The 26148-nt window shown below is 42.8% G+C and carries 19 protein-coding genes; 10 read left to right on the top strand and 9 right to left on the bottom strand.

What is annotated here, in order from left to right:
* The first annotated feature begins 48 nt into the window (after positions 1-48).
* A complete protein-coding gene (locus tag R8G66_15885) occupies positions 49-711 on the top strand; it encodes a response regulator transcription factor (GenBank protein ID MDW3193853.1) in 663 nt (220 codons plus the stop codon).
* On the opposite strand, the gene R8G66_15880 is transcribed toward R8G66_15885, so the two are convergent.
* Together R8G66_15880 and R8G66_15875 are read right to left on the bottom strand one after the other, a co-directional pair.
* Positions 708-1472 (bottom strand): cyclase family protein, encoded by a 765-nt coding sequence (locus tag R8G66_15880; GenBank protein ID MDW3193852.1) that lies wholly within the window; start codon positions 1470-1472, stop codon positions 708-710. The two genes, R8G66_15885 and R8G66_15880, sit on opposite strands and share 4 nt — an antisense overlap.
* On the bottom strand, positions 1469-1942 hold the full coding sequence (locus R8G66_15875) for a hypothetical protein (protein ID MDW3193851.1): 474 nt from the start codon (positions 1940-1942) through the stop codon (positions 1469-1471). Before R8G66_15875 ends, R8G66_15880 begins: the two co-directional genes overlap by 4 nt.
* Before the next feature lie 193 nt (positions 1943-2135).
* Between R8G66_15875 and R8G66_15870 the strand changes: the two genes are divergently transcribed.
* On the top strand, positions 2136-2738 hold the full coding sequence (locus tag R8G66_15870; GenBank protein MDW3193850.1) for a hypothetical protein: 603 nt from the start codon (positions 2136-2138) through the stop codon (positions 2736-2738).
* 41 nt (positions 2739-2779) lie between these two features.
* Here the strand turns inward: R8G66_15870 and R8G66_15865 are convergent, their stop codons facing one another.
* On the bottom strand, positions 2780-3688 hold the full coding sequence (locus R8G66_15865; GenBank protein ID MDW3193849.1) for a LysR family transcriptional regulator: 909 nt from the start codon (positions 3686-3688) through the stop codon (positions 2780-2782).
* A gap of 109 nt (positions 3689-3797) precedes the next feature.
* On the opposite strand from R8G66_15865, the gene R8G66_15860 reads away from it, so the two are divergent.
* The 7 genes from R8G66_15860 to R8G66_15830 all read left to right on the top strand — a co-directional run bounded on the left by R8G66_15860 (position 3798) and on the right by R8G66_15830 (position 17693).
* Complete coding sequence (locus R8G66_15860; GenBank protein MDW3193848.1) at positions 3798-4724, top strand: DMT family transporter; 927 nt, start codon at positions 3798-3800, stop codon at positions 4722-4724.
* A 116-nt stretch (positions 4725-4840) separates the two neighbouring features.
* On the top strand, positions 4841-12205 hold the full coding sequence (locus R8G66_15855; GenBank protein ID MDW3193847.1) for a cadherin domain-containing protein: 7365 nt from the start codon (positions 4841-4843) through the stop codon (positions 12203-12205).
* 140 nt (positions 12206-12345) lie between these two features.
* A complete protein-coding gene (locus R8G66_15850) occupies positions 12346-12672 on the top strand; it encodes a helix-turn-helix transcriptional regulator (GenBank protein MDW3193846.1) in 327 nt (108 codons plus the stop codon).
* Complete coding sequence (locus tag R8G66_15845) at positions 12669-15326, top strand: ABC transporter permease (protein MDW3193845.1); 2658 nt, start codon at positions 12669-12671, stop codon at positions 15324-15326. Before R8G66_15850 ends, R8G66_15845 begins: the two co-directional genes overlap by 4 nt.
* A 60-nt stretch (positions 15327-15386) precedes the next feature.
* Positions 15387-15830 carry an AraC family transcriptional regulator gene (locus R8G66_15840; GenBank protein ID MDW3193844.1) on the top strand — a complete coding sequence of 148 codons (444 nt, stop codon included), beginning with the start codon at positions 15387-15389 and terminating at the stop codon, positions 15828-15830.
* Between the two features lie 45 nt (positions 15831-15875).
* Entirely contained in the window at positions 15876-16295 is a 420-nt protein-coding gene (locus R8G66_15835; protein ID MDW3193843.1) for a VOC family protein, read from the top strand.
* Between the two features lie 123 nt (positions 16296-16418).
* Positions 16419-17693, top strand: a complete 1275-nt coding sequence (locus tag R8G66_15830; GenBank protein ID MDW3193842.1) for a hypothetical protein — start codon at positions 16419-16421, stop codon at positions 17691-17693.
* 53 nt (positions 17694-17746) lie between these two features.
* On the opposite strand, the gene R8G66_15825 is transcribed toward R8G66_15830, so the two are convergent.
* From R8G66_15825 to R8G66_15810, 4 genes are all read right to left on the bottom strand, one after another.
* Positions 17747-19324 carry a DEAD/DEAH box helicase gene (locus R8G66_15825; protein ID MDW3193841.1) on the bottom strand — a complete coding sequence of 526 codons (1578 nt, stop codon included), beginning with the start codon at positions 19322-19324 and terminating at the stop codon, positions 17747-17749.
* A gap of 296 nt (positions 19325-19620) precedes the next feature.
* Complete coding sequence (locus tag R8G66_15820; protein MDW3193840.1) at positions 19621-19812, bottom strand: hypothetical protein; 192 nt, start codon at positions 19810-19812, stop codon at positions 19621-19623.
* Positions 19813-19818: 6 nt separating this feature from the next.
* Positions 19819-19998 carry a hypothetical protein gene (locus R8G66_15815; protein ID MDW3193839.1) on the bottom strand — a complete coding sequence of 60 codons (180 nt, stop codon included), beginning with the start codon at positions 19996-19998 and terminating at the stop codon, positions 19819-19821.
* 165 nt (positions 19999-20163) lie between these two features.
* Positions 20164-20289: a hypothetical protein gene (locus R8G66_15810; protein ID MDW3193838.1), complete on the bottom strand. Its 126-nt coding sequence runs from the start codon at positions 20287-20289 to the stop codon at positions 20164-20166.
* Positions 20290-20401: 112 nt separating this feature from the next.
* Here R8G66_15810 and R8G66_15805 point away from each other — a divergent pair, with 112 nt between their 5' ends.
* A complete protein-coding gene (locus R8G66_15805) occupies positions 20402-22579 on the top strand; it encodes an AAA family ATPase (protein MDW3193837.1) in 2178 nt (725 codons plus the stop codon).
* Positions 22580-22598: 19 nt separating this feature from the next.
* On the opposite strand, the gene R8G66_15800 is transcribed toward R8G66_15805, so the two are convergent.
* Entirely contained in the window at positions 22599-23060 is a 462-nt protein-coding gene (locus R8G66_15800) for a hypothetical protein (GenBank protein MDW3193836.1), read from the bottom strand.
* A 38-nt stretch (positions 23061-23098) separates the two neighbouring features.
* Positions 23099-26074 (bottom strand): CHAT domain-containing tetratricopeptide repeat protein, encoded by a 2976-nt coding sequence (locus tag R8G66_15795; GenBank protein MDW3193835.1) that lies wholly within the window; start codon positions 26072-26074, stop codon positions 23099-23101.
* Positions 26075-26148 lie beyond the last annotated feature (74 nt).

Below are 26148 nucleotides of genomic sequence, written 5' to 3'. Positions count from 1 at the left end.
GATGATTAATTTTCATGTCATTCTATAAGACGTGAACCGGTAGAAGACATGATAAGCTTAGGCATGGTCGAAGACCAGCAACTTTTCCTCAATGGCATGAAAGCCCTTTTTCGTGAGTGGCCCGAAATGAATTTCGTTTTTGAATCTCCTGATGGACATTCCGTATTACAACGGTTAAGCGAATGTGAGACCATTCCGGATGTGATGCTGGTTGATCTGACCTTGCCCCCAAAAGATAGGGTAGAGCACAGCGGCTGGGAGGTGCTGAAGGAGCTAAAGGAACACTATCCGGATATGAAAGTGATCATCTTATCGGTTCATGATGATGAATACCTCATTGCCCAAATGATTGAACTGGGCGCGCATGGCTACCTGGTCAAAGACAGTGACCCTGATGAAGTTCGCGATGCCATTCATGCAGTATACGATAAGGGAGCATACATCAATACAAGAACGCTTGATGCCATACAAGGGAAAATGGGCGGTAAAGTCAAGACGCCCAAAATACATGAAAACCTCAGTAGACGCGAAGTAGAAGTACTCCAATTGATCTGCCAGCAAATGACTTCCGAAGAGATTGGAGAAAAGCTATTCATCAGTGTGAAAACCGTCAATGGGCACCGAAACAATCTGCTCCAAAAGACGGGTTCCCGCAATGTAACTGGACTAGTCATGTATGCAGTGAAACACCGACTGGTGGAGTTTGTCTAATCATCTACCATCGCCACCACCCTGGCAGGACCGGCGCTAGCTCCTTTGATCTTTAGGGGGAAGGCCGCTACTTTAAATCCTGAATAGGGGAGACTATCGAGGTTAGTAAGCTGTTCCATGTGGCAGTACTCTTTATCCACACCGACGAGATGTGCTTCCCAAAACAGGTCCGAGTTCTGTTGCTTCTTGGCCTCTTCTACTAGATAGGGAAGGGGCAGGTCCCAGCCCCATTGATCAATGCCCATCACTTTCACGCCTTGATCAATGAGCCATGCTGTAGCCTCAGCACTCATGCCTGTGCCATGTGTGAAAAATTGCTGTGTTCCCATGTGTCGATCCCGACCGGTCATAATCAGTACGATCATGTTAGGCTGAATAATCAACTGGTGTTTTATGAGAAAGTCCTGAATATCTTGCTTAGTTATTGCCTGAAAGTCTGGTTTATCTCTCATGTCGATGACCAACCCTTCTCCATAGCACCATTCGAGCGGTATTTCGTCGATGGTTTTGGCCTTTTTCCCCTCACAAAGTGGCCCATAATGCCAGGGAGCATCCAGATGTGTGGTGGAATGGACTCCCATTTTTTGGATCGAATCATCTGCCCAGCCAATAAATTTTTTGGGAAACAATTTGAAAGGCAGGCCCAGGTACCGAATCAACCATTTTGCTTTCTTATGGGGCTTATGTTTGATCTTCACTTTCATGAAGAAAGGATCATCAGGATTATATTGAATGGATTTGGACAGGTCGATGATTTTCATGCTTGCTCCGTTAAAAGTTTCTTGATCAATACCACTTGCCCCAGATGATAATAAGCGTGCTCAATCATGCCTTCAATGTTTCTTCTGTAATCCCCATATTTCTCATCGACAAAAACAGCATTTAGCTGGTCTGCAGTCATTTCTTCCACGGCTAATGCAAATGATTCCACGTCAGACCAGAGTTTTTCCTGCAGATCGGTCCAGTCTTGCTCCGACACAACAGCTGGCATATCGAAGCTGTATTTGTCCCTGATGTCCAATGAGCCACCATTGAATGCCTGTAACACACCAGCGATGTAATAGTCCAGATGGAAGGTCAATGCGGCAATACTATTGAGGGAGTTGATCTTTTTTGTGGCCAGATGAACATCCACCTCAGCTAGTTGCGCCTTAAGATTGGTATTCGCAATCCATTTGCCATCCAGGAGGGGTTCTCGAAAGCGTGAGGCAAGGTTTTTTGGGTCAGTCATGGGATAAAAATAGATATCACCAAGGATATATAGGATTTTATCAGGATATCTATTTCTTAATTTAAAAACACTTTCATCGCACGTTCTAAATTCATATTTTCAATTTGTCATCACCAGACTATGTGTTGATTTTAATAAACCATAGACTGGAATGATTGTTGATTAGAAGAATAATACACCTAAAAATCAAGAGATGAGCGATTTCAAGACACGAGCGAGCAAACTTGGCCATAGTATCGAGCAACTGAAGCATGGCGTGACGCTTATTGGCACTTATCCCATCAGTCATTGGGAGAGGTATGTGGCTAAATCTTTGGACATCAAATCTTTCGCGGACACGGATTTTCATGGATACGCTGTGCATGTGCTAGGGACTTCTGCGCGGGATAAAACAGCCACCAAGGCACACCCGCTGACGATCAATTCCCCGACTTATCTCAATGTCGAAAAACTGACTGTGGCCAAAGGAGGCTTTATAAAAATTGAAGGTGTCGGAGGAAGAATAGTGGTGGATGATCTGGAATTCTGCTGTGATTCAGAAAGTCCGGATGATGCCGACATCATGCTTTATCCGCCAGCTCATGGTGGTTCCCGAAAAGCGGACTTCATCATTCAGGCAACCGAGGCTTACTCTGGTGTGATCAATGTGGGACTGGCTCGTGGAACAGGGAACTTATTTGTCTACTACCCCAAAGGCCAGGAAGCACCTACGTTTGTCGTCAATCACCTGGATGAAGGCCCGGAAGATCAGCCGTATGCGGAAGTAACTCTGGAAGCAGCCTTATTGGATGTTTAATCCAATGAGCCAGCTCTGTCGAATCCGCCTGAAAAGTATGCCTAATTAGGCAGGTTACAGTTTAAGCCACCGATATTACACTTCAAGTGTGACAGAAAATTGGTCAGGTACTGCGGAGGTCGATCTTGTTTTAGAGTGATGGCATACCATTTTCGGTGGATGCCTCTTTTCGTCACTGGTACCAACTCTATGTCATGGCCTTTGAGAAAAGGTTCCACAATCCATTTGGCCATTACATTGACACCAAGGCCAGCCTTGACCATTTCTATGATGGCTTCCAACACCTGCACCTGAATGACATTTTTGGGTTGAATGCCTTCGGGGATCAATACTTGCTTGAATAGGGTAACTGTTTCCAGGGGAAAAGAATGGATGATGATTTGCTGGTTTTCAAAATCCTTAGCCTCAAGATAGGGCTTTTCGGTCCAGGCATGTCCTTTGGGAACAATTGCAAACATTTCGTCCTGGAATAGTTCCACGTAATTGAGGTTGGGATAGTCGGAGGATTCATAGATCACAGCAAAATCGATCTCCCCACGGAGCACCTGCTCTTCTGTGTCGGAGGCATTGTTGTGCAGGATTTCAATTTCCACATTGGGGAACTCTCTTTTGAAATCTGTCAACAAGGACGGCAACCAGTGGTAACAAGTATAGCATTGGGTAGCCAATCGTACGGTTCCTGTTTGTCCGGATACAAAACGCTTGATGGATTGCTCCGTTTGTTCAAGTTCATTCAGGATGCGTTCTGCTGATTCCAACACCATTTTTCCAGCTGTCGTTAGGATCAATTGCTTGTTGACACGATGAAAGATCTGCGTTCCGAGCTGAGTTTCAAGTTCTTTTAGCTGGTGGCTAAGGGCAGATTGTGAAAGAAATAGTGCTTCTTTGGCCTTAGATAGGCTTTTTGTTTGCGCTACTTCACGGATAAGTTTCAGATGCCGGATCTCCATTTCAGTTGGTATTAGAATTTTTCATTGTTTTCTCAAAATCAATTCATCCTATTCATCATACGAAGATATCTAGATACCGTTCATTTACAGGCATATAAATTTTTTGGCAATGAAATTAAAAAGTATACACCTGTTGGTACTCCTGGCCATGTGTTGGGGGCCATCGTTCCTTTTTATCAAGCTGGCACTCTTACAACTAGATCCTGTTTTGCTTTCGGTGCTAAGGATTGGTATTGGCGCTGCGGTGCTCAATATCGTTTTGTTGTTGCGTGGGGACTATCTGCCGAAGGACTTGAAATTTTGGAAGGCATCTGCTGTGGCAGCCTTCTTTTCCGTGGCCTTTCCATTCATGCTGATCAACTGGGGACAGCAATTCATAGACAGTTCATTGGGCGCTTTGCTTAATGGGACAACACCATTTTTCACCGTAATATTTTCGTTTTTATTACTCCAGAGTGAGCCTATTCCAGCGAATAAAGTTCGCGGTATTGTTCTCGGCTTTTTGGGTTTAATAGTGCTGGTATATCCAAACCTTCTTGAAGGAGTGAATGCCAGCCTGAAAGGCATCATCGCTATTGTTTTGGCCTCTACCAGTTATGGAGTAGGATGGGTGTGGGTGAAAAAACACCTGACGAGTACTCCATCCTTTAAGGCTCCGGCGGCTCAGCTTATGATCGCAACCCTATACCTGTTACCATTTACTTTTTTTACAGGTCAAGAGAGTGATCTGGCTTCCTTAAATCTCGTCACCATCAGTTCTATTGTCGCTTTGGGAGTGTTGGGAACAGCCATTGCTTTCATTCTGTATTTCCGATTGATCGCTCAGGCGGGACCTAGCTACGCATCTATGGTTACCTATCTTGTACCCGTGATTGGTGTGGTTTTGGGTATCATTGTTCTCAACGAGACACTGACTCCCTGGATGCTATGTGGTGCTGGAATGATTTTGTTTGGGATCTATCTGGGGAATAAGCCTAAAGGGGAAATACCCAAAGAAAACTGCGCGGACCTGGGGGTGTTGTCAAAGGTCAGGTGATCTGTTGCCTTTGAAGAGGTTTCTACATGAACAATAGTTGGCGATACTGTAGTGATTGTGTTTGTAAGATGTAGTATTTTTAACATTTCTTACAACTTACAGACAACTTATTCCTTATGAAAAGGTCAATACTCCTTGCCACTCTTATTGTTCTGTTGAGTACTATCGTTTATGGACAAACACCAGAAATCACCTCGATAGAGCTTGTTGGTACTACAGTTACAGAAGGTAGTTCAGAACAAATCACATTAAAAGCGGATTTATCATCTCCTGCTGATTTGGATGTGATACTACCCTTAAGTTTTTCAGACTTCCAGGAAGACTTTGCGTTCGAATATGATGGATTATTGGATTTAAGTACGCTTATTACTCTTGATCAGACCAACGCCACGGATTTTGTTTTCGGGGACGATGGCGTTTTGTATTATTCTACGGGTCAAAATGTCTATAAAGTCGATAAGGATGATGTGGAGACCATAATCTACAATGGATCCACAAATGCGATTAGTTCAGGATTCATCTGGAGTATCGATCTTGATCCAGACGGGAATCTGATCGTTTCTGACCAAATGAACAGTTCAATACTTAGGGTGACTCCTGATGGTACGGTGACCAAAATCTCAGGAGGGGACAGTGGTTTTGTTGACGGGAATATTACTGTAGCTCAATTCGATTATCCCACCGATGTAAGGGTTGATAAGGAGGGAAATATTTTTATCAATGACGGAAATAACAATAGAATTAGAAAAATCGATTTGGAAGGAAATGTCTCCAGTGTAGCTGAGATAGATTACATAAGAGCCATGGACCTGGATCAGGATGGTAATCTATGGTTTACAGATGGATACAAAATTCAGGTTTTAACTACCGATGGCGAGGTGGTTACCCGGTATGGAAATGGTAGTTTTTATACGGAAGATGGAAACGCCACAGCGGTAGGTATTGGAAGTATCACAAGTCTCGTGGTAGTAAACAATAACATTTTTTTCTATGATGATAATGCGTATCAGATTAGACAGATTGACCAGTTGGGTAATCTCACGACATTAGCTGGTTCAGGAAGTCAGGGAGTTGTTGATGGAAATGGTCTTGATAGCCAGATAGAAGATGTCGAATCTTTGAGATCCAATGCACTAGGTGACCTCATTTTGTTGGACGAGGATGATGGAGATGGCCATATTCGTAGACTGCAAGTATCTGCAAAAGTATTGATCGACAAGGGGGAAACGTCCGGAAGCATTGATTTTAGTGCAATCAATGATATCATCTATTTGGAACCTGAAGAAGCAGTGACGGTCACCATTGGTGAACCTGAAAATGCAATTTTATCAAGTTCGGTTACTCAGAGTTTTGACTTTTCAGTGGTTGATGATGATGATGAGTTAGCGGATATTACGTTTACCTATGACTCTACTCTTGTCATTAATGAGAGTGGAGAATCATTCAACATTACAGGAAATCTTGATGGAATTGCGGGGGTTGATGTTCAGGTAGATTTTTTGTTTGAGGGAACAGCTATACTGAATGAAGATTTCGAAATAACGAGTGAATCGCTCATTATTTCGGCAGGAGACACGACAGGTAGTATTACGATAACTCCTATTCAGGAAGACTTGGTAGAGGCCATTGAATCTATCCAGATGGTCATCGATACCGTCATTCATGCCAATTCGGCAGTAGATACTTTAATCCTTCAACTTGTTGATGATGATCAACCCACAATTACGTCCATTACCCAAGAAGGTAGTGAGGTTACCGAGGGCAGAGGTGATGAGGTGATACTTAGTGCTACGATTGATGATGCCGCTTCTTTTGACGTTGCCATATCTTTAAATAACAATACACCTGAACAATCAGGAGATATCAGGTATTTCTACCCCGGTTTTGGTACAGTTTCGACTTTGGTCGAGATGTCAGCTGCATCAAGAGGGATGGTGACTGATGCGAATGGAAATATCTATGTTGCCAATGCCAGTAGACATACGATCGATAAAATTGATTCAGAGGGCAATGTCTCAATTTTCGCGGGCTCAAGTTATAATTCAGGAAGCGCAGATGCGTCTGATCCTTTAGATGCTCGTTTTAATCGGCCCACAGGTATCACAATAGATGCGGATGGTAACCTTTATGTTACTGATCATAACAATCACACCATTCGAAAAATTACCTCGGATGGGGTTGTCAGTACACTGGCAGGATCTGCGGAAAATAGTGGAGATGTCGATGGAACAGGTTCAGTTGCACGGTTTTCATCTCCTAGGGCCATTACTATCGGCTCGGACAATAGCTTATATGTGGCAGATAAGTCCAATCATAAAATCCGAAGGGTCACCTTAGATGGAGAAGTGACTACCTGGGCGGGTTCAGGAACTGAAGGATCGAAGGATGGATCAGCCACAGAAGCACGATTGAGTTCTCCGGCAAATGTGTATGCATTGAACAACGATGAATTATTAGTCGCGGATAAGCGTAACGGGCGATTAAGAAAAATCAGTGCATCGGGAGATGTGAGTACTATCGGCAATTACCTGGAAAGGATACAGGGAATCGTGGAAGTAAATGGCGAGATCATTGTCAGTACCACTGCTACAGGGAAACTCTACCGGTTGGTAGATAGTGAATTTGAAGTATTGACCGGGGACGACCAGGGCGCTATTGATGGATCGCTCGATGAGGCAAGATTCAACTATATCTATGATTTAAAGCTTGGGTCTGATGGACGTTTGTACGCGCTGGAGGCGGCGAAGATCAGAGTGCTGGATTTCACGTTGAAGATCCTGGTTCCGGCTGGCGAGACTTCAGGTGATCTTACGATTGTGGCAGTAAATGATACCGAAACTGAAGAAACGGAGACGGTAGAATTAGAAATAAGCGCTGTAACGGGGGCTGATTATACAGTTGGTGATACATTTTCTTTTGAAGTGATCGATGATGAGTTTGTGTTTACTGAAGTTGATAATTCTATTCCTGGTCTAGACAATGCGTCAATTGGTTGGGCTGATTATGACCGAGATGGGGATAAAGACATTGCCATCATGGGAAGCTCTAACACAGAAGGTCGTGTATTGAGGATATATAGAAACGATGAAGCAATCTTTTTAAATAGTAATCAAAACCTGACCAACATGTCAGATGGTGATTTGGCATGGGTCGATATCAATAATGATGGCTTTGTGGATTTAGTAACCATGGGGATTGCCTCCGGAGAAACCAGATTGATCCTTTATCTCAATGAATCCGGAAATTCTTTCATAGGCAAGGAAGATCACGGTATTGAGCCCCTTAGCGACGGTAAGATGGAATGGGGTGATTTTGATAACGATGGATTGAAAGACCTGGTCCTTACTGGTTTGGATGCTAATAATAGTCTTACTACGAAGCTGTACAGAAGTCTTGATGGGCAAGGCAATTTTCAATTGGATGAAGGATTTGGTGAAGCGGGAATTATCAATGGTGATATTAGAATTGTTGATTTCGAACTAGATGGTGACAAAGACCTGATTTACATGGGGGAAGATCTGAATGAGGAAATTTTGTTTGGATATCGAATCAATTCATTGATTGACCCTGCTGATGATAATTATTTCAGTGAGGTAAACAATAGATTGAAGAACAGTACCATTGAGTTTGTGACTCAGTCAGACAGTACCACCATCTTGCTAATCATGGGTGAGGACGAAAACGGATCAACTCAATTCCAATCTGTTTATATCAATCTGGATGATAATGTAGGATTTATCGAGCTGGCCAATAGTACTTTTCTGCAGGAGGTTAAGAACACCTCACGATTCAAAAATGGAGACATGGCTTTAGCAGATGCCAATAACGATGGCCGGCTGGACCTGATCATTTCTGGCGAAGACGAGGATGGTTCTCCCAATACCCATGTATGGTTCTCATCGGACGCTGGACATAAGCTTGTTGATTTCGGATTGAGAGATTTGAGAAACTCTTCTGTCGACTGGATTGATTATGACGGAGATGGAGACCTGGATATTTTCATTTCAGGAACAGATCAAAATGGAAATGTCTCATTGATTTATCAGAATAACTTGATCGAATCCAGAGCCAATTCGAAACCCAATCCACCGACCGATTTGGAAGTAGAGGATTTGGGAAATGGCAATGTCAGGTTCCAATGGACTGCCGGCGAGGACGATTATTCTGATCAATTGGGGTTCAACTTGCGTATTGGGACTTCTACAGGTGAAGCACAGATTTTGAATCCAGCTTCTGACCTGACTTCTGGTGATATCCTGATTCAGGAAGTTGCATTGACCGATAACTCGTTCTATGAAACAAACCTACCTCCAGGAACTTACTATTGGTCTGTGCAGTCTCAGGATGATGGGTTCCGTGGCAGCGAGTTTGCCGAAGAGCAAAGCTTTACCATCCTTTACGAATGGCAAAAGTTAAACCTGGGAGGGATTGTTGATCGCAGACTGCCCGGAACTTCAAACGGTATTTTGGAATTTTTTGATGTCGATTACGACGGGGACATGGATATTCTTTATGTCCGCGATGGATCCAGAGAGCTTTATCTCAACGATAATCAGACTTTTCGACCATTTCGATTTGATAATTATAGTGAAACCATAGGAGCTACCATTGGGGATCTGAATGGGGATGGATTCAGCGATTTTGTTTTTGTCGAGAAATCTGATAACAGCTTCAGAAATAGGATTTATTTTGGAATTAAGGACCTTGCTGAAATCGATTTTAGTAATGATAATGAAAGGACATTCGATTACTTTGAGGTGTTTGAAGACAGTGATTACGGTTTGGCAAATCCACGACTCAGAATCCTGGATGTCAATAATGATGGTTCGAATGATTTGATTATCGCAGGTTCGACAAGTGAATTTTCCAATGGCGTGCCCAAACTCTACATGCTGGGCTTTCAAGACTTTAGTCAAACTTTTGTGGTGGATCTGAGTGATCAAATTGCTCAATTGAGTGATGCGGAATTTGATTTTGGGGATCTGGACAATGATCAGGACATAGATTTCATTATCACTGGATTTGATGACGAATCGGGGATCACGAGTGTGCTTTATTTCAACGAGACAAGCGGTACGAGTACTACTGATGTCAACTTCGTGGCAACGGATGATAATTTGTCATCCACGATTGATGGAACTGTTGATTTAATTGATTTTGATGGAGACGGGGATTTGGATGTCATTTTCACTGGAACCTCGAAAAGCGGTTCGGATGTCTTCGAGCTATATGAAAACAGAGAGAGCGAGGCAGTGCGGACATTTGTGAATGTCTCTATTGGCCTGGATCGGATTCGGGAAAGTAAAATAGATCTGGGAGATTTTAATGGAGATGGTTATTCTGATTTGCTTTTTTCAGGACTAATTGAAGGGGCCGGGCGCGTAACCCGATTAGCAGAATACAACCCGGATACCAGATCATATGAAAATAGTGATTTTGATGTGTCGAGTATACTAAACGCTGAAGTTGAGTTTGGAGATTTGGACGGTGATGGGGATCTGGACTTTATGTTAACCGGAGAAGATGCAGGAAATAGTCAGCAATTTTTGTTTGATGTATTTCTCAATGTTCGAAATGAATCTGCCGTTGCTAGCAGTGCAACTGCTGGGAAATTCTTGGCGAGGCTAAGCAATACAGAGGAATTTGCAGTTAATGAACGGCCGGAACCTCCAACATCGCTGGCCGATCCAGAGGTGGTAGATCTCGGTAATGAGACATATGAAGTAACACTGAATTGGGAGCCTGGTTCAGATGATACTACGCCCACAGATGGTTTATCCTATGCTTTGAAGGTAGGAACTACGCAAGGTGCAGATGACATTCTAAATGCCAATGCCAATGCTGATGGTTTTCGTAGGAAGACTGGAAAAGGTAATGTTGAACATAATACCGGATGGAAGTTGATTTTGCCAGAAGGAACCTATCATTGGGCTGTCCAATCGTTAGATGCTTCCTATAATGGTTCCGATTTTATAGAAGGGGCAACAATTATTGCCGGAGAAGTTCAAAATCAAGCTCCGCTGGCAGAAGATCAGGAGTTTGAGATAGCAGAAAATTCAGAAGTTGGCACAGAAGTAGGTACGATTGAAGCCAGTGATCCTGAAGCCGGGGAATTGACTTTTACGATTTCATCAGGAAACGCACAAGGGGCTTTCGCCCTTGATGAGGATACAGGATTATTGACGGTAGCGGATTCAGAGCCTTTAAACTACGAATTAACCTCTAATTTCCAATTCACGGTAGATATAAGTGATTCCGAAGGCTTAATTACGACGATTAATGTGATCGTGAATTTACTTGATGTCGATGATGGCGAAATGGTAAATGAATTTCCGATATCAGAGAACCAGCAATTTGAATTTAACGAAAATCCTTCTGCTGGATTTGAAATCGGATTCATAGAAGCCACTGATCCGGAAGGAGGTTCACTGACCTATAATATTCTTATTGGTAATGAAGATGGTGCATTCGATCTCGAAGAAAATACCGGTAGGCTGAGCGTTGCGATGGAAGAACAGTTTGATTTTGAGGTGCAATCAGTCTGGGAACTAGAGGTGGAGATCATGGACAGTGTGAGTGCAGGAATCACGATCACAGTGACCGTGAACCTTCTCAACGTTGATGAAACAGTGAATGAATCTCCGATATCAGAGAACCAGCAATTTGAATTTGACGAAAATCCTCCTGCCGGATTTGAAATTGGATTCATAGAAGCCACTGATCCGGAAGGAGGTTCACTGACCTATAATATTCTTACAGGTAATGAAGATGGTGCTTTCGATCTCGAAGAAAATACCGGTAGGCTGAGCGTAGCGATGGAAGAACGCTTTGATTTTGAGATGCAATCAGTCTGGGAACTAGAGGTGGAGATCGTGGACAGTGTGAGTGCAAGTATCACGATCACAGTGACGGTGAACCTTCTCGACCTAGAGGAGACCAATAATGTCCCTACAGTGATTAATGATCAGACCTTTCGGATAGCAGAAGGGCTGACTAATGGATCAGTCGTAGGCACAATTGTATACTCGGATGAAGACTGTTGTACCCCGGAAGTGACACTGATGAGTGGTAATACCGATGGGGCATTTATTGTCGATCTAGCTGGAGAAATCAAAGTTGCGAATTCGACCGCACTAGATATTGACATCAATCCTCAGTTTGAATTAGAAATACAAGTAGATGACCTTAATGGAGGTATCAGCACCGGGATGGTAACCATCCTTTTAGATCCTGTATTATCCGTACCGAGTGAAATCGAAGGATTAAAAATTCATCCGAACCCAGCAAGCTATTCGATATCCTTATCTAACATAAATCCTTCGTGGATTGGAAAACCTTATATCATCACCGACATGACAGGAAAGGTTGTGCTGAAAGGTACGCTGGATACTGTGGACCAGGAAATTCAACTATGGAATCAAAAGGCGGGTGTGTACTTCTTCTCAATTGAAGGACAGCATTCGAAGTTTTTGAAAAAGTAATTTCCATTTTAAGTTAGAAAATGAGCCCGATCAGTGTAGCTGATCGGGCTTTTTTATATCAACCGATTAGAAATGTTGAAACATTAATTCGACATTTACGAATTATATATTAAATTCGTTTTTGTCGAAAAAATAAATCCATGAAGGGAACACATTTAGGAGAACTGGAAGAGATCGTGCTATTGGTCGTTGCCAATCTCTTTGATAATGCATACGGGGTAGTGATAAAGCTAGAGATAGAGGAAAAATGCAACCGGTCGATCACCATTAGTACGGTGCATAATGTGTTGCAGCGCTTGAAGGAAAAGAGCTTCCTTGAATCAAGGTACAGCGATCCTACCGCTGAGCGAGGTGGTAAGCGCAAACTCCTGTTTAGAGTAACCAAAAGTGGTCAGGCAGCACTGGAGAATTCTCGTGGAATGCGGGAAAAATTGTGGGATGGCATTCCTAAAGTAGCCTTTGAATGATCCGGCGACTGATCACTTACCTGATTACGAAACTCTGCCACCCGGAGCTTAAAGAATCCATTTTTGGGGACCTGGAAGAACTCTATGAACTGGATCAGATCAGAAGTCCCGATAAGGCTGATCGCAACTACTGCCTTAATGCGCTCGCCTTCTTGCGCTTTCATCGACTCAGAAAAAAGCAATTGTCAAAAACTCAAAATCACATGTCGTTATTTAAAAACTACGTCAAAGTCTCGTTGAGAGACCTGACACGCAACCGCACCTATGCCACAATCAACCTACTCGGATTGGTTTCCGGACTCACGGTCGCGCTGCTTATTTTTCAGTATGTATTGTTTGAAACTGGTTTTGATCGGTTTCATGCCGAGGCTGATAACATCTTTCGTGTGGTCAATAGTCGCTATCAAAATGGTAATCTGGTCCAACGAGGAACCATCACTTATCCGACCATTGGCCCGACGCTTCATCGTGATTTCCCTGAGGTAGAGGCGTATACACGCATGACCTTGAGCTCTCGGGCTTACATCGGTTTTGAAGAGGAGTTGTACTTATCGCATCGATATATTACAGCGGATGAGTATTTTCTTAATTTCTTCTCGTTCCCCATGTTGCATGGTGATCCTGCTACTGCCTTGAGTGAGCCCTATCAGGCAGTTTTTACAGAAAGTTTTGCGAAGCGATTACTTCCTAAAGGCGAGTCTGTTTCGTCAATGATTGGGAAATCTATTGATCTTTACGGCAATCCAACGAAAGTGACCGGGATCATGAAAGATCCTCCGAAACAATCGCACCTGCAGTTTGACCTTCTGATCTCATATCAAACGTTTATCGCATCAGCAGGGAAAGGTGCTGACAATAGCTGGGCCTGGTCAGATTTTTACCATTATGTGAGATTGACTGAGGGAGTGACTCCAGCATCACTGGACGACAAGCTGGAAGAATTTGGTATCAGGTATTTCAAAGATGGGGAAGTTTCTGGTGGTGTCGAAAGATTTAGTTTACAGCCCATGCTTGACGCGCACATGGACAATACCATGGAGTATGAAATCGGACAGACCATTGATGGAAAGGTGGTTTGGATCATGCTGGCCATTGCCTGTTTCATCGTTGTGGTGGCGTGGATCAATTATATCAATTTGACCTCCAGTCGTTCATTGCAGCGTGCCAAAGAGATTGGCATTAGAAAATCAGTAGGAGCAGGTCAGCAGCAGATTATGTTTCAATTTATTACGGAAGCTTTGTTGTTCAATGTCATATCACTTGGCCTCTCGGTGATGATGATGCTGCTGCTGCAACCCTTCTTCAATTCCCTGACAGGTATTCGATTAGGAATAGATGTCTTATTGGACAATACGGTCTTGGGGCTGCCCTTTGTACTTGTTTTCATAGTCATTTACTTCTTGTTGGTCATGTTTGTAGCCCTGTATCCAGCCTGGTTGATTACTCGATTTCGTGCAACAGACATTACCAACGGACAGTTCAAACTCAAAGGTGAAGCCAGGTGGTTAAGAAAGGGATTAGTGGTATTTCAGTTTGCACTGGCCGTGATTTTGATCAATGCCGCTTTTGGTATATCTCAACAGGTGGATTTTATGATCAAAAAAGACCTGGGGCTCGATATTGAACATTCCATGGTGGTATATGGTCCCGCCATGACGAATTGGGACAGTACCTTCATCCATAAAATGGACCGCTTTAAAAATGAAGCATCAGCAGTCTCTGGTGTAAAGATGGTTTCTTCCACTAGTCGGATGGCGGGTAATCAGATGGGCAGGGTTTTTCAGTTAAGAAATTTGAGTAACCCTGAAGCGAAAGACCTAACCATGAACAATATTCACGTAGATCATGAATTTGATGAAGTTTTGGGTTTGAACATCATTGCTGGAAGAAGTCTGGAGTTTACTGATCATAATTTTGATGGCAATCTGGTGACTTCATTACTGATGAATGAAGCTGCTGTGCCTTATCTGGGTTTTGAAAATGCAGAAGCTTCCATTGGTCGCAGGTTGAATTTCCATGGAAAGGATTGGACCATTGTGGGAGTGGTGAATGATTTTCATCAGATGTCATTACACGATGCCATTGAACCTATTCTTTTCCTGCCGTATATGGGTACGCAGCACAGTTTTCTAGTCAAGTTTGAAGGCAGGGAATCTGAAACAGCCATTGCCAATATCCGTCAGGTATATGATGCCATCTACCCTGGGAATTACTTTGATTATTACTTCCTTGAAGACAGCTACCATCAGCAATATCAGGCTGATCTGAGACTTGGAAAGATCAGTAACATTTTTACCATCCTGTCCATCATCATGGTCGTGCTCGGACTTTATGGTTTGCTCACGATGACCCTGGATCGGAAAGTGAAAGAAATTGGAATTCGCAAGGTACTTGGCGCCAGGATCGATCAGATCCTTATGATTTTGAGTAAGGAGTTTTTAGGTTTGATGATGATCGCCTTGATCGTTGGTATTCCATTGAGTATCATTGGGATTGCCAATTGGAAAGAGGAATTCGCATATGTTGCGGACTTTAGTTCTGTTGGAGTAGTGGTCAGTTCGATACTGATCATTGGCATTAGCCTGTTGCCATTATTGATACAGAGCCGAAAGGTGACGACCAATAATCCAGTGGAGTCTTTGAGGAATGAGTGATCACCACGTTTTGTCAGAAAAATTGACAAAAGCCTTTATCTTGCTTGAAAAGTAAGGACTTTGTCGTATCCGAAATTCTATTTATATCATCGCATCGTTCGGGCGAAGATGTTCATCGATGAACATTTTGCCGAAGACATTGATATAGACAATATTGCGGATGAAGCGAGCTTCTCAAAGTATCACTTCATCCGTACCTTCAAAACGATCTATGGGATTACACCAAGGAAATATTTGATTTCTAAGCGTGTAGATAAAGCGCAGGAAATGTTGAAGGCGGGTAGTACGGTGACTGAAACATGCTTCAAAGTAGGCTTCCAAAGCCTGACGACTTTCAGCGGGCTGTTCAAGAAAAACGTGGGCATGAAGCCATTACAGTTTCAGAAAAAGCAAAAAGCCCTGAAAAAGGATATGATTGAAAAGCCTTTTCACTTTGTGCCTGCCTGCTTCGTTCATCAAAATGGCTGGATCGAGAAAAGCAATTTTCAAGAAGTTTTGGAATAACACTTTTACAACATTTGCTTCATCAATATATAAATCAGGAAGCAAATGATAGCAAGAATGAACCATGTGAGTGTCTATGTCCTCGATCAGGATAGTGCCTACAAATTTTATGTCGATACCCTGGGATTCAAAGTGAAAACAGATGCGCCAATGGGGCCGGGGATGCGTTGGTTGACAGTTTGTCCACCGGAGCAACAAGATCTTGAAATTGTTTTGATGCCTATCATGGAAGGCCCTGTGTTGGATAAAGAAACAGCTGATCAATTAAGGGCATTGATCAAAAAAGGAACCTTTGGATTTGGCGTATTTCAGTGTCATGACCTAAACGCTACCTACGAGGAAATGAAAGCCAAAGGAGTCCATTTTCAGAAACCACCTACCAAAGAATTTTACGGTTATGAAGCATTGTTCTCCGATGATTCTGGGAATTGGTTTTCACTAGGAGAAATTCCCAAGGAAGGATAAAAAGGAGGTCTTGTAGTATTAGCCTCAGAGCACTAAAAAACTATAAGGCCTATCTTCTCTATCGCGGGGAATCCACAGGTGACGATTAAAAAAATTGATCATTGTTGGTTAGTTTTAGTGTCAATGGGCGAGAAGCAAAATCCGATCGTGCCTAAGTGGCTGACCGACCTGCAACAACGAAGTTGGGAACCAGAGATACTGCTTTCAGGTATTGTCCTGTTGGGTATGCTTAGGGTGCCTGCTCTGTTGGATGATCTGCTACGCTATTTTAAACTCAACATTTTTGGTGACCTCAATGACGTAGACAACCTCGTTTCTATGTTCAAGGTGGGCATTTATTGGCTTATTTCAGGATTAATTCTTCATCTGATCTGTCGAGGCGTGTGGATTGGTATGGTCGGATTAAGTTATGCTTTTCCCAAGGGCATCCAAATTGACAAGTTGGCATATAGAGAGCCATTCAAGGATAAGGTGGACAAGATTTTGCCTTTTGAGCAAATAGTTATCCGACTGGAAAAGGTTTGTAGTCTGCTCTTCAGTATTTCGTTTCTACTCTTCATGAGTTTGATCGGGGGCTACTTATTTCTCTTAACACTAGTCATCATTCCTTTTGCGATCAGCTATGTCTTCTTAGATATAGGTTTCTCGGGTACTTTTTTTAACCTCTTTCAGGTCTATGTGCTGATCATGTTGTCCATGGGAATTATAGGACTAGTCGATTTTCTGAGTCTTGGTTATTTCCGAAGGTACAAATGGTTTGCGAAAGTGTACTGGCCCATACATCGGCTGATCAGTGCGCTGACCCTATCGCGCTTCTATCGGCCGATCTATTATGGCATGGTGACCAATTTTAATCGATGGATCTTCTTCATTTTTTTGGCTATATTCAGTGTGGTCAGTTTCATAGGATCAGGTGCCAGTAACGCTTCTTTCTATGATGGAGATGTTTTTTCCCAATTAGAGCTATGGGAAGGAAGACGTGGAACAATCGCTTTTTCGGCTTTCTACCAAAATCAGAATTATGAACGTCCGTCGGAATTTGCACAGATTCCTTCTGATGTTATTACTGGAGATGTTCTTCGTCTGTTTCTGGTAGCCAATATCAAAAAAGAAGGAGATATTTTGACTTACAAGCCCCTTGATTCTTTGCGGCAGGCCAACCCCGAGACTTCTCAGGCCAACCTAAAACTTAAAGCCATTGATGGGTATTATCAGATTTTTCTAGACGATGAAGCTATCGCTACCGATCGATGGTTCTTCCATTTCCATGAGCCTACGAAACAACGAGGTTACCTGACCTATGTTTCCCTGAAGTCAATTGCGCCTGGTACGCACACCCTGCAGCTAAGAGATCCTTCTGGAAATCCCTATGTTACGATCCCGTTTTATCGGGATTGATTCGATGGGCGTAAAAAAAAGGGATGCATGTTTAGATGCATCCCTTTTGTGATTTAATTAACCATCGTCACAGCGCGGCCTGTCTTGCCAGCGCGGCCTGTTCGGCCAATACGATGCACATAGTCGGTGTAATTTCTTGGGATTTCGTAGTTGATGACCAATGAAACGTCCGGCACGTCAATGCCTCTTGCTACTACGTCAGTAGCAATCAATACGTTTATATTCCCTTTTTTGAACTTTCTCAAAGCCGTTTGACGGGCGTTTTGAGTCTTATCTCCGTGAATCGCATCTGCTCGTACGCCTTCGTTTTTTAGTTTTTTAAGCATTTCGTCAGCATTTCTTTTCGTCTCGCAGAACAGAATGACCTTCTCTTCATCTTGTTCAACGATCAGATCGAGCATCAATTGGAACTTATCCTGACCGTTTACACGCAGAACATCTTGATGAATCGCATCCGTTTTTTGCGTATTCATAGCTGCCTGAACTTCCTCAGCGGCGCCTGCGATTTCATCAATCAATTTTCTCTGGGAAGGATCCACCGTGGCAGAGAACAGCATGGTTTGCTCTTTATTTACCATTTCTTTGTTGATCATCTGCATCTCGTCACTAAATCCCATGTCGAGCATTCGGTCGAATTCGTCGAGGACAAGTGTCTCGAAGTTTTCCAGATCTAACAATCCTCGATCATGCATGTCCAATAGACGACCTGGGGTTCCAATAATAATGTGATTGGTTCTCTTCAGTGCCTGTATCGAATCTCTGACAGACAATCCTCCGATCAGGCAAGTGGAATAGATACCTAATCCTTTCACCAGAGAACGGAATTCATCATTGATCTGGCTGGCCAATTCACGGGTAGGAGCGATGATCAATGCGCTTTGGTCTTCAGGCTCTTCCAACAAACGGTCGATGATTGGAATAAGAAAAGCCGCTGTTTTACCGGTTCCAGTTCCTGCAATTCCAATTAGATCGTCACCTTGCAAGAGTACAGGAATGGCCTTGTCCTGGATTTCTGATGGAGCTTTAAAACCTTTCTGCTTGATCCGCTGTAGTAATTCCTGATTCACGTGAAAATCTTCGAAAGAATGATTAGGCTCATACACCGCGGCCTTTTCTTTACTTTCACCTGGTGTGTGAATATACTTACTTAAGTCTCTACCTGAGGATTTTCTGGAGCGATCATTTCGTCGCTTTTTATTTTTACCAAAACGGTCTCGTGTGAATTTTTCACGCTCTTGTCTTGGGCGTTGGTCCTCATAACGATCTCTGGAAGGACGCGATTTTTTCTGCTGGAATTTTTCGTTGCGTTCGCCTTCTACCGGTGTTTCCTCCGTTCGAGATGATTTGCGACGCGCTTGTTTGGCGAGGGCCCAATCAGGAACCTGACGATCTCTTTCTGGTCGATCAAATGATCTTTCACCACGTGCATTATCCTGTCCTCTATGTGGCTTACGGTGATTTTTCGGCTTTCTTTCACCTCGTTCTGAGTTGTCACGATCTGGACGAGATCGGTTTGAGCGGAACTCATTTCGCTCTCCGTAAGATCTTCTTTTGTTTCCTGATGATTGTTCGCCACCCGAACGTCTTCTCGATTGAGAAGGTTTTCTTTTCTTGAAATTGGTATTCTGCATCAATTAAGCAATAAATCCCCGCCTCAACACCAGAGGTGGCGATGATGTGTTTTTCAACCATACTGTTCTTCCTGGAGCAGTGCGGTTGGGCCTTGTGCCTGATTGACTGTTCGGGATTGCAAGAATGACCAGGTGGGTCGTGGATGTTCACCTGGGCCGAGGTATTAAAAATCCTTATGTCCGAAAGACAAAAAGATTCATCGTCTCGTTTGATGCCGCGAATATAGAGAAAGTATTTGCTAAAACCTAAGTATTGTGCAATGTGGTCTTTGAAAAAGAAAATTTACAGCACAAAGTCAACGCTCATCGTCACTAATGGGGTGACCTAAATCAAGGAAAAATACCCTGGTCAAGTCATAAATTCGTTCATCGGCAGCAATCCCTTCTGAAGCGGTACACATACGATCGCAACCGAGACAGACATTTAGAGTGGCAATGACTTGATCCGATTTATCATAGAAAGCAATGGCATCCCTGTAGGTTGGCATACACATTCATTCAGGGATATTGACCGCCGGGATTTTCAGGATCTCCATTAGCTTTTTTACCTCAAGACTATTTGCTGACAAAGAAGTGATTAATTCTGAGGACGGATGAAAATTTCCTTTTTCGTCCATCAACACTTGCGAGGGATGACTCAATTCCATGAGTTCTTCCAGCCCTCGAGACTTCATCTTTGGTGAGCGAGCCAAGTTGTTCCTGCTTTTTCTGCAAAGATTCACGCTCTGCAATCATTGTCCAGATGGAAGCTTTATAAATCTCTTTTCTGAAAAGTGAATAGGTCTCGATTCGGGAAAACTGAATGCTTTCGATAAACTCTTTTGAAGATATCATCTCAATTAATCTGCTTTTTGAATACAAGCCATCGTCCGCTCGAAAAAACCATCTCCACGTTTGTCATCATTCCAGGCCATGGAAGTATTGACTAAACATGACAGATTATTCTTTTTAAGAGTCAAAAACATTTCATGATGTTTATTAAAGTTGTTAATAATGCCTTAATAAATTATTTTGAATAACTGTTATGTTTTTGTGTCTTAAAGATATTTCTAAAATCAACTTTAACAGACAATTCCTATGGCTGATACTTCCAATAAAGATACATGGGTTGATAATACATTGAAAATCACCTTATCAAGGGTTGCTCGCTTTACCACTTATCTGGCAGCTGTAGCGGCTTTAGTTGCAGGATATCAAAAACTTGTTTCAGAATATAATTTTGAGAATTGGCAAGCAATCCTTATTGCTGGAATACCAATTTGTCTAACCGTATTCACTGATACTTATCCGGCATGGCGGCGGGAGCGAAGAAAGAAAAGAGTGGTGGACTATGCGGTGCATGGATCTATTCCTCCTCCCGGTTATTTCCGACTTGTTCCATATAGCGAAAAAGATATTGATGATTTCAATCGAGCTGACGGTCACCATGAGCAGGTTTTGAATTGGATAACAGAAACAAATCAATCAATCCTATACCTAAGTGGTGAGTCAGGTACCGGTAAATCGTCACTATTAAAAGCTTATGTGATTCCAAAGCTTCAAGAACTAGATCCTGCTTTCCGAATAGTAGAAATAAGGGGGTACCACGATCCAGTTCAAGCTTTGATTAAAAGGCTAATAGAACTTAAGCATATACCAGAAAAGAAAGGTAAAGAGAATGACCCGAGGGAATTATTGGAGCAGGCATCTGCAATGTCATCCACTGGCCGAATATTGCTTGTTTTTGATCAGTTTGAGGAATTTTTAATCCTACACGATCACGAAGGCCGCTTGGAATTTGAGAATTTACTGGTATCGCTTGTGGAAAGCCCAATTGATAATGTGACCATTTTGTTGGTGTTTAGGAGCGATTATTTGCCAGAATTGAATCATGTACACATGCCTGCACTTGAGCAGGGAAAGAACTGGTTTCAGGTTGGGTTATTTACACTTCGCGCTTCGCAAGAATTTTTGAAAAAATCTGGGCTTGAGATTAGTGAGGAGCTTATTTACAGTATTGCAAGGGAAGCCGAAGCTATTGAAGGGATTCGGGGGTTAATCCGTCCAATTACACTGAACATGTATGGGGTGGTTCTCGAAAGGTATTTAGGTCGACTTCCCAAAAGTATGGAACCTGGCGCCATGTTGAGGGGATACTTAGAGGAGATAATTAATAACAAGAACATCAAGGAAGAATCAGGATTAATTCTTAAACAAATGATCAGTGATGCTGGTACCAAGAAACCCGTATCCTTATTGGAGTTAGAAGCTGCTACTGGGTTAAAACATAATTTTCTAGAAGGTTTTATGATTCGCCTAGCATCTACAGGTGTAGTCCGCAGAATTGATCGGGTGGCTGGAATTTGGGAAATATCACACGATTTTATAGCGCAACTCCTTTATAAAATTCTTTTTAAATGGAAGAGACCTAAGTTGCATAAAACGACTTTCTGGATAGGACCTATTGCTTTACTGATTTGGTTTATTTCCGTTTTCACTCTTTTACCAATCTATAGAGATAGTGCGCACTATCAAGCTTTGAATAATCTACAGCTTTATGGCTTTGAAACAAGAGTTTTTGAAGATGGAATTTCAGCTAAATTAAATTCGGAATTGGATAGTATCGCGTTATTAAGAGCCTTAGAAGAGTTATCCGACGTTCATAATTTGAGATCATTAATCTTCTCAAAGCCTTTTGATAATGTGAATTTCAATGGTTTAGCTTCCTTAAAAGAAATAAAACATCTAGAGTTAAGTACAAACTATTTTCATATGGATGTTTTGCGTGATCTTCGTAAGCTGGAATATCTCCGTGTTAACAGAGCTACCATTGAGGGTTTGCATAATTTGTCTGGACTAAAAAGCTTAGTTCATCTTGATTTGCAAGGTGCAAGTATTGAAGATATAGATGTTTTGTCAGGTCTTAATGACTTAAAACACCTTAATTTGGGAAGTACACAAATTAGAAATATAGATGTTTTGTCTAACCTAAATCATTTGGAGTTTCTTAATTTAAATTTCACAAATATTGAAGATGTAAATGCTCTTTCAAATCTTAATAATTTAGATCATCTTAATCTGAATGGTACTGCGGTAGATGATATTACTTCTTTACATGGCCTTCAAAGCCTTACAACGCTATTAATAATGGATACACAAATTGTTGATTTAAGCGCTTTAAGTTCTTTATCTACTTTGCGAAGGATTTTTGCTTACGATACTAATATTGAGAACTACGGAGACTTAGATACCTTATCAGTGCGTATTAGAAATTAACTTTATTGTTCAAATTTCTTTATTTAAGGATACAAGCCATCGTCCGTTCGAAAAAACCATCTCCACGATTGTCATCATTCCAGGCCATGGAAGTGATTTTCCATTCCGAGCCGATTTTTACGAATTGTAAGGTATTGATCCCTACTGCAAACGGTTCCCCATCAGGAGTAGTTCTTGCTTCATAGAAGCTGTACCGATGTGCGATGTGATCGTAGATTTTGGTTTTGTGATGAACTTCTACTTCATGCAAACTTGTAATATGCTGCTGTTCAAAGAGTTCATGAAAGTGCTCGATGAATTGGTCTACGGGCAGTGCTTTAGGTGTGTCCTCATTGCAGTTGATCAGCAGGCCATTGTCTATAAACAGGCCCTTGATCCCGCTAATGTTCGGTTCACTACCCGCGTCAAAAGAAATGGCCTTAAACAGGGCTTCGGTGAGTTGATTGAGGTGCTTAACTTCTTCTTTTCCAGGGTAAGACATAGCAAAGTCCGGTTATTGAGTAATAAGTATTTTGGGTATCAATTCAACATCACAAAGGCACCCCAATAATAAGGTTCTTCGTACTGCTCGCGAATCGCGAGTTGTGCACTTTTGAAGGCGGCGAATTTATCTCCAGTAGTTAGCCACTCATCGTAAAAGCGTGTCATGAGTTTTTGGGTCGCTTCATCGTTTACTTTCCATAAGCTCATGATGATGGTCTCGGCTCCGGCAATCTGGAAAGCTCGTTGGAGTCCGTAAACTCCTTCACCTGCCTGGATTTCACCCAATCCCGTTTCACAAGCACTTAGCACGACCATTTTTGTTTCGTCCAGGTCTAGCGTCATGGCTTCATAAGCGGTAAGGATGCCATTGTTGGCATTACTTACTTCTTTGGCATTGGTTATGGTATTTTCAGCGTCCGCCAACATCAGACCAGAACGAAGCAAGGGGTTTTCTTTGGCTTTACTGATCTCAACACCATAGACCACTTCATCGTTTTCAGGGAGGTCGTCTAAAAAGAAACCGTGTGTAGCAATGTGTAATACGCCAGGGTCATCGGTGGCAGATTTAAATTTCGCTTCATTGGCTTGTGCTTGCAGGTACTGCTCCGTTTTTACGCCTTTTGTGCGGGCAATTTTATTGATCTCTTCCAATTCCGCTTTGGTACCGGGCAAAGCAGCCACTTTGCCTGTACCGCCATAATCCGGAAAGCCAAACATGAGCAATTTGTCGTTTAGTTTGCTGGTCTTATTGACTTTCTCTATGTCCCGTGTACTTGACACAGAAATGAGGAGCATTTCATCTCCTAAATAAGATCCGTCCGGTAAGAGGAGGGTGTTCAGGTTGATTTGGTTATAGATGCCATCCATGGACAAGTAAATGGTCTTTTTGTCCGTGACCAAAGGCGCAACGGGTTTCCAGAAGTTGCTGTAGGATCGATTATCCGCTACTTTAAATTCGATGGACCGGCGATACAAGCTTGCCAGTTTCGACTCCATAGCGACCCCATTTTCGAGGACGATATGTTTGATCCCTTCCTTATCCAATACCAGAATAGCATATTTTACCTCATCCGAAAATTGCTTCTTAAAGGCGGGGAACCGTATGATCTCGACTGCTGCTTCGTCATTTCCTAAAGTGGAAGTAAGCGTGGCTACATTCATCGAGGTGAGTTTGCTGGCTTCGGCAAAAGCCTGACTATTCAAACTCATGCGTTTTTCCAGGGCATTGGCCACTCCTTCGATGGAATCCAGGTTGATGCCTTGCTCTGCTAGATCTTGTTTCGACAGGGTATAGTAGTTGGCCAACTCTTCTTTCAGGTACGTCCACTCCAGGTAGTCATTTTTCAGTGATTCGTCATCGCTATTTAGGATCTCCTGCCGCATTTTAGTGGTAGAGCTTAACAATATGCCTTTGATGGCCAGCTGGATGTTGTACATTTCCTCGATGGCTTCGGAGGATCCATGTTCACTCGCAAAGGCGTAGAATTTGATGAACGAGGGGCGAAGTTTTGCCCAGAGCTTGGACTTTTCATTTTCGCTGAGCGCTGGGAAAAACTTGTTGAGTTGTTCCAGCTTCAAATCATTAGCTGCATGAAAATAGTGAAAGGCTGAATCCATTTGATTTTGGTTCCAGGCAATCACCGCCAGATCCTCCTGGATACGTTGATAATCCGGGTGTTGCTCTCCGAAATTGGTAGCTACCAGATTGAATACTTCCTTGCTTTTTATCCAGGCTTGTTCATAGGAGTCGTTCAGGAAATAGAATTGTGCCAGCAACCTCAAAGTACTGGTGTAAGCCGGATGACTTACGGAAAACTTGTTTTTATAGATGTCCAGTGCATGAGTTAAGAGTGATTCCACTTGTTCGGTTTTGCCTTGTCCCATATAGACGGCTGCCAGCAAACTCTCTATGTCCGCATAGTCCTGATGTCGCTTGCCGAGCCGCATTTCTTTGGTTTTTTTCAATTCAAGCAATAAAGACTCTGCGGCATCAAATTGCCTTTGAGATTTGTAGATCAGCGCTTTATTGATCTGAAGTTTGCTGTAATCATCTCCCTTTTTCTTGATGTGTTGTTCGGCAAGGGCCAGCGCGTCATCCATGGTTTCCAGGGCACGATCATATTGCCCGATTTCCTGATAGAGCATGGCCTGGTTGTTTTGGATCACTGCCCGATCCAGCTTTTCTTCATTTCGCCGACCCTGTATGAGCGCGATCGACCGTTCCAGGTATTCTTCGGCTTCACCATAATTGCCCAGGTCGCGTTCGATCAACGCCAGATTGTTGTAGGTGGAGGCCATAGCCAGGCTGGTGCTTCCCAGGTTTTCAGCAATGAAAGGTAGGATGGCCCGATTCAATTGCTCTGCATGCAGGTATTGGCCTCGGGAATGGTAGTAAATGCCAAGATTCATGAAGGTCTTACAAAGCGCATACCGATCAGCAATAGTCAGGGAGTCATTCAAAGTTGCCGGCAGTAGAGAGCCAATGTCTTCGTTCTCATTGTTGCTAAAGAAAGTTTTGAGCTGTTTTGGATCAATATAGGTCTTCAGTGCCAGATTGAAATTGAGCAAGGCCGCTGATTTGTTGACCGTTAGCACCTTGCTGCCAATACGATTGAAATCGAAGGCTTTTTCATGTCGAAGCGGCTTGGCGTCTTTGGTCAGGTATTCGCGGTAACCTTTGGAGGCCGCCAAAACCAGGTTTTGTTCATCATCACGGCTATCGAAAAATGCCACTTTTTCGGCTTGTGCGAGGGTGTAATTGTAATAGGAAGTATCCTTACGAAGTTGCTTGGCTTGTAGTTCATTAAGCTCGGCGATCCGATTCCCCACAAAGGTGCCATTAGTACTGTCACTGGAAGCTTCGGATTCATCACTGTCGTCAGACAATGCATTCACTTCCTGATCCAGCCGTTGCTGGACCTTTTCACCAAACTTCTTGAGTTTTTTTCCAAATTGGGCATAGGTGGGACAAGCGAATGTCAGGATACCCAACACAAAGATCATACGTATCATACAGCGAGTAACTAGCGATGTTCAACTAACTCGAAAATAGCTAAACTCGAGGTAATGTCTTAGTATGGACGCTG

It is taken from the genome of Cytophagales bacterium, assembly GCA_033344775.1.
GTDB lineage: Bacteria > Bacteroidota > Bacteroidia > Cytophagales > Cyclobacteriaceae > JAWPMT01.
This window is presented reverse-complemented; position numbering and strand designations above follow the sequence as displayed.